This window comes from Paenibacillus sp. BIC5C1, assembly GCF_032399705.1.
In the GTDB taxonomy this organism is placed as follows: domain Bacteria; phylum Bacillota; class Bacilli; order Paenibacillales; family Paenibacillaceae; genus Paenibacillus; species Paenibacillus taichungensis_A.
Map to the genome: position 1 here is coordinate 4,264,275 of NZ_CP135922.1, position 12,700 is coordinate 4,276,974.

10 protein-coding genes are annotated in these 12,700 nt (G+C 45.1%); 2 read left to right on the forward strand and 8 right to left on the reverse strand.

The window, feature by feature from the left end:
* Positions 1-89: 89 nt before the first annotated feature.
* A complete protein-coding gene (locus RS891_RS18890) occupies positions 90-815 on the reverse strand; it encodes a phosphonate ABC transporter ATP-binding protein (RefSeq protein WP_076289134.1) in 726 nt (241 codons plus the stop codon).
* 83 nt (positions 816-898) lie between these two features.
* The gene (locus RS891_RS18895) at positions 899-2,098 is read right to left on the reverse strand and encodes an MFS transporter (protein ID WP_397386850.1); all 1,200 of its coding nucleotides are present in this window, start codon (positions 2,096-2,098) and stop codon (positions 899-901) included.
* Between the two features lie 199 nt (positions 2,099-2,297).
* On the opposite strand from RS891_RS18895, the gene RS891_RS18900 reads away from it, so the two are divergent.
* Positions 2,298-3,218, forward strand: a complete 921-nt coding sequence (locus tag RS891_RS18900) for an ArsR/SmtB family transcription factor (RefSeq protein WP_110001195.1) — start codon at positions 2,298-2,300, stop codon at positions 3,216-3,218.
* Between the two features lie 42 nt (positions 3,219-3,260).
* On the forward strand, positions 3,261-4,028 hold the full coding sequence (locus RS891_RS18905) for an HAD family hydrolase (RefSeq protein WP_113054501.1): 768 nt from the start codon (positions 3,261-3,263) through the stop codon (positions 4,026-4,028).
* 91 nt (positions 4,029-4,119) lie between these two features.
* Here RS891_RS18905 and RS891_RS18910 read toward each other — a convergent pair whose 3' ends face one another.
* The 6 genes from RS891_RS18910 to lpdA all read right to left on the reverse strand — a co-directional run bounded on the left by RS891_RS18910 (position 4,120) and on the right by lpdA (position 12,698).
* Positions 4,120-6,471: a type IA DNA topoisomerase gene (locus RS891_RS18910; protein WP_315792867.1), complete on the reverse strand. Its 2,352-nt coding sequence runs from the start codon at positions 6,469-6,471 to the stop codon at positions 4,120-4,122.
* A 125-nt stretch (positions 6,472-6,596) separates the two neighbouring features.
* Complete coding sequence (locus RS891_RS18915) at positions 6,597-7,064, reverse strand: ferric iron uptake transcriptional regulator (RefSeq protein WP_024633997.1); 468 nt, start codon at positions 7,062-7,064, stop codon at positions 6,597-6,599.
* A 305-nt stretch (positions 7,065-7,369) separates the two neighbouring features.
* A complete protein-coding gene (locus RS891_RS18920; protein ID WP_315792868.1) occupies positions 7,370-8,857 on the reverse strand; it encodes a glutamate synthase subunit beta in 1,488 nt (495 codons plus the stop codon).
* A gap of 625 nt (positions 8,858-9,482) precedes the next feature.
* Complete coding sequence (locus tag RS891_RS18925) at positions 9,483-9,971, reverse strand: dihydrofolate reductase (protein WP_315792869.1); 489 nt, start codon at positions 9,969-9,971, stop codon at positions 9,483-9,485.
* A 25-nt stretch (positions 9,972-9,996) separates the two neighbouring features.
* On the reverse strand, positions 9,997-10,791 hold the full coding sequence (gene thyA, locus RS891_RS18930; RefSeq protein WP_113054504.1) for a thymidylate synthase: 795 nt from the start codon (positions 10,789-10,791) through the stop codon (positions 9,997-9,999).
* A gap of 491 nt (positions 10,792-11,282) precedes the next feature.
* Positions 11,283-12,698 carry a dihydrolipoyl dehydrogenase gene (gene lpdA / locus RS891_RS18935; protein ID WP_024630356.1) on the reverse strand — a complete coding sequence of 472 codons (1,416 nt, stop codon included), beginning with the start codon at positions 12,696-12,698 and terminating at the stop codon, positions 11,283-11,285.
* Positions 12,699-12,700: the final 2 nt, after the last annotated feature.

Here is a 12,700-nt window from a genome sequence, read left to right on the forward strand (position 1 = left end):
GGACTGAACCGAGCAAGATACTCACTGCTCCCCCCGCTAACAGGCGTCCCCACCGTGAATTAAGCAAATTCATCACTCTTTTCAGTAGTTTAAATCATATTTTTTTCTTGTTGTGTCAAGCGACGTCCACGTATATCAAAAGCAATCTTGCCTTCCGCAAGACCCCAGATGCGGGTCGCATGTTTCTCTGCCATTTCAATCGGCAATACTGCAATCACGGTAGCCCGTTCCTCTTCGCATAATTTACGCAGTGTCTCCAGCACCGTATCTGCTGTATGAGGATCAAGGCCAATGACAGGCTCATCCGCCAAAACAACTTTGGCGCCATGTGCAAGCGCTCTGGCAATCGCAACACGCTGCTTCTCGCCACCACTGAGCTTCTCTGCCGTCTGGTGAGCTTTATCCAGCAATCCTAGCCCTTCCAGATAATCCATCGCACCCATATAATCATCCGAACGAACCATACCTGTTACCATTCTCCACAAAGGAGTTTGACCGGACCGACCGATCAATACATTTTTCAAAGCTGTACGTCTCGGATACAATTGCGGATTCTGTTCCAAGTATGCCCATTCCCGTTTAATTTTCCGTTTTCCGGACCAACCTTCTTTTATAATCTCGGCGCCGTCCACCGTAAATTGACCACTATCCCATTTCTCCATCATAGCAAGGCATTTAAGAAGCATGCTTTTCCCGCTGCCACTCGAACCCACTACACCGATCATTTCTCCCTGTTGCATATCGAATCGTATATCCCGCAGAACCGGAACCCGGTCCGCTCCAACGGATTTGCTTAAACCCTCAACTCTGATCATCGCGATGTCTCCTCTTGTCCATGTTTTTCCCTACTACTAGTGTACTCGGAAATGGACATCAATTTCCATGCGAACACCAGCTTCTATTTTACCACAGATTCGGGCATAGGTTTACGACGAAATAATATACCTGCTGCACCAAAAAGAAGATACATGAATCCAAGCAAAATAAACATGCTTCCTGGTGAAATCCAGTTAATCACTTGCCCACCCAGATTAGGTCCAATGATACTCCCGATTGTAAAATGAAATGAGGCCACCACGTTCGCTGCAGGCAGCAGAACTTTGGGCAAAATATCTGCGGCGTAGGCTAAGCCGAGCGAGAAAAATGAACCTACCAGACCTCCTGCTATGGTCAGCAGCACAAGTGTCCACCAGAAATGTGTGCCCGCAACAGTAACCAACATGAAGATGATACCTCCAGTAATCCCGGCAAACATTAATGTTTGCTTACGTCCATAACGGTCACTCAACATGCCTAAAGGTAATTGCAGGAATAAACCACCGATTCCGACAAAAGGCAGCAAGGACGATATCTGATTAGCATCCAAGCCAATCCGCAGTCCGTATACCGGAAAATTGCTGTTCATCCCGGCTTCCATGTACCCGTACAATAACGCAGGCAACAGCGCATACCATGCCCAGGCCAAGCTCCGACGGAAACGGTGTTCAGGCAGTTGTCCATGTTCAGCCTTTTCCGGCTTCGTATCGGGAAGCTTCATTAATACAAGGATAAGTACAGCAGCCATACATACGAATAATACCCAGAATGGAACGGCATCCCCAAACCCAAGCAGTTTGATTCCCAATGGGCCAATACTGAATCCTAAACCATAGGACATGCCATATAAAGAGATGTAACGTCCGCGTTTTTCGGGTGCGGTCACCAGCAGCACCCATAATTGGGCAGAATAATGGAGTGCACTATCCCCGATTCCTACGACGAGACGCAATATGAACCAAATTTTGATATCAGGAAAATAAGGAAACAGTATTAGGGGAATCATGACAAATAACAGTCCGCCGATAATCAGCTTTTTAAAACCAATAGCTCCCAGCAGTCGTTCCGCCACAAGTGTCATGGCAAAAGAACCAACGTACAATGCGGCTGCATTCAATCCGTTCAAACCCGGTGAGACCCCTTTTTGCTCCAAGAAAATCGAGAGCACTGGTAATAAAAGTCCCTGGCTGATCCCCGCCACAACAATAACGGTAATCAGAATGAGATAGTTTGATGTAGAATGTGATAATTTTGGGGTGGTTATAGATGACACAAAAATCATTCCTCCTGCAAGCATACAAAGAAAAATCGCCATCACTGACGACCTTTCAGATGTTATATCTATTCTATTAATCATGTTTGGTTACGCCAGAGTTTGCCCTGGACTTGAACATTATAGTGGACAACGCCCTGCAAAACAAGCCATAATAGTACTTAAGTCGCTGCGTACATTTAGATGTGACGGGAGGATTCTGCATCATATGGCTTATCATGTTAAAATCGATGTTTCACCGATATATGAAATGCTCAACAGCTTTTTGGTATATGTAACGAAGAAGTGGATTCAACATCTGGATGTTGGCCCCGAATGGATCATTGAGGTGGAAGGCAAACTAAGTTCCAATGTTCGAGCAGCTCTCGCACCTGCTGCAACTTGGCCTTTTGATGACTTTGACGTATTATTTGCCTGGGCGGCCTACCGTAACACTTCTAATGAGAATATTGATTTTCTGGATATGCTTGCTGGACTGACAGCCGAAGAGCTGTTCGCACGCGTATCTGTTTTGCTACCCCATCTTACAATAGAAGAATCTACACGTATTCGGGATAGCTATGTGCCACTTTTGCGGCTCTGGGATCAGCATTACTGTCAGAACATGAGTGAGGATTATCGTACCTGGCTTGAGGAAGACGCTGAAGAGAAACGTATATTGCTTGATAAAATGGGACCTGAACTCCTGATTGAATATGCTACTGCGGGTGTTCTCGTTGAACCGATGCCTGGACTGGATGAAGTCATCCTGTTTCCAACCGTCCACAATCGCCCCATTAATATGTACTGTTTCTATGAGGGCATGATGATTATGCAGTATCCTGTAGACGCACCTGAAGAGGATGAAGACCAACCACCAACCTGTCTTCTTCGTTTCACACATGCCCTGGCTGACCCGGAAAGACTCCGTCTGCTCCGCTACGTGTCAGGTGAACCGAAGTCGCTCGCTGAGATGTGTGAGGAGCTGGGCAAAGACGAGGATATGGTTAAAGATCAGGTTATGGCACTGCGCATCGCCGGACTGCTACGAACCCATCTGCTCGGCAGTAATCGTAAAGAGAAATACAGTATTCGACCAGATGGCGTATCTGAATTGAATATGTTCCTGGAATCTTATATTCGCATATAAAATATGAACAACTGTGCTGCTGCTGCAAGGAGTGAATTGGATATGAAAATAATAAAACAACATATTTTGTTTGATCTCGATGATACACTCGTGTACTGCAATAAATATTTCAACCTGGTACTTGGTGAATTCTTCGAGAACATGCAGGAGTGGTTTGACGGACATGCACTAACAGTTCAACAAATTAGGGAGAAACAGCTGGAGATTGATGTAACCGGGGTCAACAAACTGGGATTTGCAAGTCACCATTTCCCGCAGTCCCTAATTGATACCTACCGTTACTTCTCCCAGAAGTTCTCAAAACCCACCTCTCAACAAGAAGAATCTTACCTCACCAAATTGGGAATGAGTGTATACGACCAAGAGGTTGAGCCTTATCCTCATATGGTCGAAACGCTGGAGAATCTCAAATCAGCTGGACATGCCCTCTACCTGTACACAGGTGGAGAAACCGTAATTCAGCAGCGGAAGATTGACCAGATGAAGCTCTCGGCTTATTTCGATGACCGGATCTACATTCGGCAACATAAGAACATCGAAGCCCTTGAAGGTATTCTCTCTACTGGACCGTTTGAGCGTCGTGCGACTTGGATGATTGGAAACTCACTGCGTACAGACATTATGCCAGCAGTGACGGCCGGCATCCATAGCATATATATCAAACAGCCGAACGAATGGCAATACAATATGGTAGAGCTTCAACCTAATCCCGAGACATCGATGTATACCATTACTGCCCTGGAAGAGGTACCGAAGGTCATCCATGAAAATATACAACAACAGCAGCAACAAAAAAGGACCCTTGGATAGGGTCCTTTTCTTATTGGTGTAATTATCCTTTAAATGGAGGCTCGTATATCAGGCTTCACGTTCTTCTTACCACGGTTTGGAACAAATAAGCTTATGCTTCCTGCCTTTCCGCAGAAAGTTTGCCTGTTGCCTTATCTTGCAAAATAATACGCGCCTTCACCGTACTTCCGTCTTTTCGTTTAAAAGCGAGTACCTGGGTACTGCCCTTTTCAATCAACGCTTTTAACATCGTACTTGTAATTTTTTTGCCGACGTACTCTTTCCAAATGACAAACCCGCAGCCTTCCTTGAAACGTGTGCAGCCATAACCCTTCTTGCCTTCAATAATCTGACCGCTACAACCCGGTGACGGACAGGATGCCAACGTTTCACGAATAGCAGGCTGGCCCGAATTCGAAGATTGCTTTTGCGCCGCTGTCGCATTCGCAGCACTGGCCGTTCTGGATGAAGCTCCCGACGTTTGATGCGAAGTCTTCGAACCTGCACTGGTACCCGAGCCAGTACCTGATGTCTTGGCAGAAGTTGTTCTGGTGCTGGTTTTCTGGGTTTTGGCTCCCTTGTTTTTACCCCGCCCCCCACGTGTATCTTCCCCAAAAGCATCCGCTGGTGCCGGTGCCTGCACACGTACTTTATCAATAATGGACATCGTAAATTTTTTGACGTTCTCCATGAATTTGTCCTGACCCGCTTCACCTTTGGAAATTTGGTACAATCTTCTTTCCCACTGGCCTGTCATTTCAGGCGAGGTCAACAGGTCAACGCCTGCCTTACGGATCAACTCGATGGCTGTCCGACCCTTCAACGTCAGTTGCATCTTTTTGCCCTGCATCGTAATGTAACCCACGTTTTTGAGTCGTTCAATCGTTGCCGCACGAGTCGCCGGTGTACCCAGTCCACTGTCTTTCATTGCATCACGCAGCTCTTCATTTTCGATCTGTTTCCCTGCACTCTCCATTGCTTTTAGCAACGTTCCCTCAGTAAAACTCTTGGGAGGCTGTGTCGCCTTCTCCTTGAATTCACTCTTGGTACATTGAACAGGCAATTCAGGTTGAACAGCAAATGCCTTGTCTGTCCATTCCTCTGCTTCCTCTTCTTCGTTGCTATTTTTCTTTGTCTTTTTCTTGCCTGTCTGCTCCTGATCTGAAGATCCCAGCACCACCTTCCACCCCAGTGACAGCAGTTCTTTCACAGATGTCTTGAACTGGTGCTTCTCAACGTCAGTGAGCACGGTATGCTGTTTATACTCTGCTGGCGGATAGAAATGCGATAAGAAACGTCTTACGATCAGATCATAGATATTCTGTTCATCCTTAGATAACGTACCCGGTCGTTTCAATGTAGGTAAAATCGCATGGTGATCCTCAACTCTGGACGGGTTACATACACCCTTATTACCTTTATGAACAAGTTCGGGTTTCGCTCCTTGCGCCAGTTCACTATAGGGTCCATTTTTAAGCAGATTCAGCGTTTTGTGCATACCTTCAATATTCTGTTCCGTAACATAGTTTGAATTGGTCCGTGGATAAGAGATCACCTTATGTTTCTCGTAAAGCGCCTGTGCAATATCCAACGTTTTCTTCGCCCCATATCCATACTTGGCATTTGCTTCACGTTGCAATAGGGTCAAATCATACAACCGATATGGATACTCCTTGGTCTGTTTTGCTTCATACTTGGTAATCTGTCCTGTCTTCCCCTTCACGCTGGTAGCAATCGATTCAGCAACGACCGGGTCTGTCAGCTTGTCCCCTTGACGTAAACCTCTGTACTCCACTCCTTCTTGACGAAACCATGCGGCTACTTCATAAAAGGTTTGGGACTGGAACGCTTCAATCTCGATTTCCCGATCATAGATCAAGGCCAATACAGGAGTCTGCACCCTGCCTACAGATAGCAAGGCATTGTGCCGGGTAGTGAAAGCCCGGGACGCATTCATGCCAATTAGCCAATCCGCTTCGCTACGAGCTCTGGCAGCATGGGTCAAATTTTCGAATTCCGAGGCATCTTTCAAACCGTCAAAACCACGTTTAATACTCTCAGCGGTCAGATCCGATATCCACAGACGTTTGACAGGCTGACGCAGCTTCAACTGTTGTTGAATTAAGGCAAAAATATACTGCCCTTCACGCCCTGCATCACAAGCATTAACGATGGCCGATGCCCTTTTCGCAAGTTCTCCGATCATTTTCAGTTGATCTTTTGTTCTGGGATTGGGTACAATCTTGAACTGATCCGGAATGATCGGCAGGTCGCCGATATTCCAGCGCTTGTACTTTGAATCATAGGCATCCGGTTCAGCAAGTCCCAATAGATGACCAATCGCCCAGGTGATAATGTAATGCTCACCTTCCAAATAATTGCGATTGTTCTTGGCTCTTGGTTCTATGACGGCGGCAATGGTTCGGCCCATGTCGGGCTTTTCCGCAATAACCAGTGTCTTCATCCGTCCATCTCTCCTCCTTCACCGTCCAGATGACGGCAAAAAGGGGCCTTCCGCCCACGGAAGCCCCTTGCTTCTGAAACTTATTATATCAGATTTTGGTTGCGGGAGCATCCTCCCCATTGGATTTACCCTGCTGCCTGTTCATTCAAAGCCTGCTTCGCTCTGCACTCTTTGCATACGCCCTGAAAATCAAGCCGATGGTCTGTAACGGCAAAGCCATACTGACGCTCAATTTGTTGTTCCAAACGAAGCAAACCATCCTCCATAATCTCTTCTACAGTGCCACACTCTGTGCAGATCAAATGATGATGGTGATGTGAGCCATCCGTACTTCGCAGGTCGAAACGCGCGGCACCGTCCCCAAAGTTAATCTTTTCTACGACCTGAAGATCACTAAGCAGTTCAAGCGTACGATATACGGTAGCCAAGCCGATCTCAGGGAATTGCTCCTTCACCAGCAGAAATACTTCCTCTGCGCTAAAATGATCTTTCTCATGCTCAAGTAAAACACGTACTGTAACTTCTCGTTGCTGTGTCAGCTTATAACCTTTTGCAACCAACTGTTTTTTAATGTCATCGATCTGTTCTGAAATGGACTTGTCCCGGTAACTTGCCATAAAGATTGCACCTCCGGATATTATAATTTCACAATTTGTGTAGTTTTCAATTAAGTGTCATTACATTTCTCTTATTTATAATTATTATAATGTAATAATAAATCTTTATGAGATAAAAAGCAATGCTATACCTCACAGTTGTCTAAAATAATTGTAGCTGAACGTCTCATGTTATCATAAAAAACAACAAAAACCCCCGCTAATTGCGAGAGTTTTGCTGTATCAGTTATATATTTTATTCAAAATTGCAAATTCACATGCATATGCGGCTTATTAACTCGTTATACGAGAACTGTAGAACCCATCAAGTATTTGTCCACTTCACGGGCAGCTTCACGGCCTTCATTAATTGCCCATACAACCAAACTTTGACCACGACGCATGTCACCTGCTGCAAATACTTTATCCACATTGGTATTGTATTTGCCGTAACGTGCCTTTACGTTGGTACGACGGTCTGTTGCAAGTCCAAGTTGTTCCACCAAAGTCTGTTCCGGTCCGTCAAAACCGATAGCAATCATGGCCATTTGAGCTGGGAAGACACGCTCTGTACCCGGAATCGGCTGATAGATCTTACGTCCCGTCTCATCTACAATACGCTCGATTTGAACGGTGTGAAGTTCTTCGAGGTTCCCCTCGTCATCACCCACAAATTTGGTCGTCATGATGGAGAACTCACGCGGGTCGTCACCGAACAATGCTTTCGCTTCTTCCTGTGCATAATCAAGAGTATATACGTTCGGGAATTGCGGCCAAGGGTTGTTAATACGATCCCGTTCCATAGGAGCCTGAGTATGTGTACCAAATTGTGTAATGCTCCGACAACCATGACGAAGCGATGTAGCTACACAGTCGGAACCTGTATCCCCGCCACCGATGACAATAACATCCTTGTCCTGTGCTGACAGGTAATTACCATCCTCCAGATTGGAGTCCAGGTAACTTTTGATGCTACCATTCAGGAAATCCATAGCGTAATGTACGCCTTTCAAGTCACTGCCTTCAATATTGAACTCACGTGGTTTGGTTGCACCGCCGCACAGGACAACAGCATCATAATCATCCACCAGTTGCTGTGCAGCAATATCTTTACCGATCTCGGTGTTTGTTACAAATTGAATGCCTTCTGCTTCCAACAAATCAACACGACGCTGAACGACGTTTTTGTCCAATTTCATCGTAGGGATACCATACATCAGCAAACCGCCGACACGGTCGGAGCGCTCATATACCGTTACCGAGTGACCTGCTTTGTTCAACTGAGCTGCCGTAGCCAGTCCCGCAGGACCTGAACCAACAACTGCTACACGTTTACCCGTACGTTTCTCCGGAGGCTGGGGAACCACCCATCCTTCTTCAAAACCCTTTTCAATAATCGCTTCTTCAATCGTTTTGATGGTTACTGGTTCACCGATAAGTCCCACTGTACATGACCCTTCACAAGGAGCTGGACAGACACGACCTGTAAACTCAGGGAAATTATTCGTTTTGTGCAGACGATCAAGCGCTTCTCTCCACAAACCACGATACACCAGATTATTCCATTCTGGAATCAGGTTATGCACAGGGCAGCCCGACGTTCCGCCAGTCATATCTATACCTGTATGGCAATACGGGGTACCACAATCCATGCATCGTGCACCTTGTGTTCTGAGCTCTTCTTCAGCCATATGTTTATGAAACTCTTCCCAATCCTTAACCCGCTCCGCTGGTTGGCGGTCCGCAGGCAGCTGCCGTTTGTATTCCATAAATCCAGTAGGTGTAGACATCTTACGTTTTCCCCCATCCGTTCTTGTCTTAATCCCTTCATCTGCATGGTTCTATATGAAATGGATTACTCATGTTTGAGTTTTTGTATATTGTATCACAAAATCTTCTCGAAGATATTTCAATTATAGTAGCACTTTGCATGCTGAATATTAAATGGATTATCCGAATAATTATTTGTATTTTATACATCATATCGTCCAAGTCTCCCCATGGTCAATACCCTTAAAATGGTTATTTCTAAGGTGTGGCTACATGAAACCAGGCGTTTAATTAAAGAAAAAACGGACGAAACGTCATTTAAATGTGAGGTAATTTGTCATTAAAAACAACAATTTTTGTTGTTTTAGGCTTCCAAATCCGAACAATGACTGATTTTAGGGCTTTACAACGGTGAAACCCCACAATTTTTATACTTTTTTACCACAGAGTGTTTTAGAGGCTATGTATTTCATTCATTTTTCTGTTAATATAGCGTCACATTCATGTTATTTGTATGTCATTTCATAATTATTTCTTTTAAATTTTAAAAGGAAAGACGCTGTTCACGAATATTTCGTAAATCAGCGCCCTTATATTTCGTTTATAGCGTAAGTTTGGGCTCTCCTACTTCATCTTATGTCCCACTTACCGTTTTCGTTCGTAGAACTCAAACGTATATGCATAAACATTTTTTTCATCTTGCTCGCCTTCGATCTGTTCTGTTAGCTCCCACTCCGACCAATCCACTTCCGGGAAAAAGGTGTCCCCCTCAAAATTCTCATGGATTTTGGTCACCACCAGACGATCTGCGAGCGGCAAAAACTCACGATAGACCTGAGAACCGCCAATAACGCAAAGCTCTTCGCCTTTTGTCACTTCCAGACCCTCTTCAATCGTATGCACCACTTCAGCCTGATTTGCTTTGTAGTTTAGATCTCTTGTTACAACAATATTTCGACGTTGCGGAAGCGGCTTGCCCCCAAAGGACTCCCATGTATTGCGTCCCATAATAATCGTTTTGTTTAGCGTACGTTGCTTGAAAAAGGCCATATCTTTAGGCAAACGCCACGGAATGGAATTATTCAATCCAATGACACCATTCTCGCCCATCGCCCATACAAGTTCAATACTCAAAGATTACACACTCCTTCAATCCGTGTTATACCGCAATTGGGGCTTTAATACCCGGATGATGCTGATAGTTCTCAAACTCAAAATCATCAAACGTATAATCGAAAATGGAATCCGGCTTGCGCTTGATAACTAACTTAGGCAATGCGAATGGCTCACGCTCCAATTGGGTTTTCACTTGTTCCACATGGTTTGAGTAGATGTGTACATCCCCACCGGACCAAATAAACTCCCCAACTTCTAGATCACACTGTTGGGCAATCATATGTGTCAGCAGCGCATAGCTGGCAATGTTAAATGGCAGCCCGAGGAACGTATCTACAGAACGCATGGTGAGCATACACGATAGTTTACCCTCAGCCACGTAGAACTGAAACGCGAAATGACAAGGAGGTAATTTCATGTTGTTAATCTCTGCCACATTCCAAGCGCTAACGAGGTGGCGCCGCGAATCCGGATTATTTTTAATCGAATCAATAACAGCAGCAATCTGATCGATCTTGTCCCCGTTAGGTGCTTCCCAGGTACGCCATTGCGATCCATATACCGGGCCTAGGTCGCCATTCTCGTCTGCCCAATCGTCCCAGATCTTCACGCCGTTTTCCTTCAGATAGGATATATTTGTATCCCCGCTCAAAAACCACAACAACTCATGAATGACTGATTTCAGATGGATTCTTTTGGTTGTTACCAGTGGAAACCCTTCGGATAGGTCGTATCTGAGCTGTCTTCCAAATACCGATTGTGTTCCAGTTCCGGTGCGATCTCCCTTATGCACGCCTGTATCCAGAATATCCTGTAATAAATCGAGATAGTTTTTCAAATTATATTCCCCTCACTAAAGAATATTTACACTTACCACTCCGATGACAGAACAACCTTCCGATCGCTGTTATCCCCATATTTTTTAGATTTCCTTTTTCAAAAGTATAAAATCCGGGGATAAAGGCGAAGCGTATGCTTCCGATGCAGCTTTCCTTCAGAAAGCTTTTAGCTCCGCTTCTTCAGGTTTTTTCTGTCCTCTACGTTCTCGTGTAAAGGTTTAGTTTAACTAAATTAAACACTAAATAAATAGACCGTGATTGGCTTGGAGCCACATCATAACTGATCATTACTACAGTGTACCACAATTGAGTTGTTGGATAAAATCAATTCACTAAAACTTTTGAGTGTGTAACTTTTCATCACATCATATACACTCGTATCTTGAATTTCTCGGCTTTTGCTCAGAAAAAAGAGACGAACAACGCGTTAACGTCATTCGTCTCTTCTGATTTACGTATAATGCCGGACGAATCCGAAGCTTAGACGATATTAGCGGGAAATGATGTGGATCGGGTGACCCATAACCAGTTCCGCAGCTTCCATCACGATTTCGCCCAAAGTAGGGTGAGCGTGAATAGTCAGCGCCAAATCTTCCAGAGTAGCACCCATTTCAATTGCGAGACCAAGCTCAGCAATCAGGTTGGAAGCTTCCAGACCTACGATTTGGCAACCCAATACGAGGCCGCTTTCTTCGTCAGCTACGATTTTCACGAAGCCTTCAGCGTGGTTCAAAGATACAGCACGGCCATTACCCGCATAAGGGAATTTGCCAGCTTTTACTTTGTAACCTTTTTCTTTAGCTTCTTTCTCCGTGTAACCTACGCTGGAGCACTCAGGATCTGTGAACACAACTGCAGGCATACATTTGTAGTCAACTACAGATGGTTGTCCTGCGATCGCTTCAGCAGCCACTTTACCTTCATAAGAAGCTTTGTGGGCAAGTGCCAGACCGGATACGATATCACCGATTGCAAAGATGTGAGGAATGCTAGTACGGCCTTGGTGATCAACTTTAACGAATCCACGCTCGTCAACGTCTACGCCAATCAGGTCCAAACCAAGCTCTCCGTCTGTATTTGGACGACGTCCAACAGTAACCAGCAGGTAATCTGCAGTTACTTCTTTGGATTCACCATTTACGGAATATTTAACAGTTACATCTTTATCCGTTTGCTCAGCACTTTCAGCTTTTGCACCCGTTACGATTTCGATGCCTGTTTTCTTCATGTTTTTAGCTACGAGGCTAGTCATGTCTTTATCGAAACCTGGCAGTACAGTATCCAAACCTTCGATGATTGTTACTTTAGCACCGAATTTAGAGTACATTTGGCCAAGCTCAGCACCGATATAACCGCCACCGATAACGATCATGCTTTTTGGAACTTCAGGCAAGTTCAGAGCTTCTGTAGAAGACAGAATGCGTCCGCCAAACGGGAAAGGTTTCAACTCGATTGGACGGGAACCTGTTGCAATGATTGCATTTTTAAATTTGTAACGTGGAGACTCGTGATCGTTGAATACACGAGCTTCGTTTTCGTTGATGAACATGCACTCACCGTTGAAAACTTCAACTTTGTTGCCTTTGAGCAAACCAGCTACGCCGCCAGTCATTTTCTTAACAACGCCGTTTTTGAATTCTTGAGTTTTGCTGAAATCCACTTTTACGTTCTCAGCAGAGATACCAAAAGCTTCGCCGTGCAATGCAGACTCATATTGGTGTGCAGCCGAGATCAGGGCTTTGGATGGAATACATCCGCGGTTCAAACAAACGCCACCCAGTTCGGATTTGTCTACGATCAATACGCTTTGGCCCAGTTGAGCAGCACGGATGGCAGCTACATAGCCACCAGGACCCGCACCAATTACTAATGTGTCGATATTGAGAGAAGCGTCGCCTACTACCATAT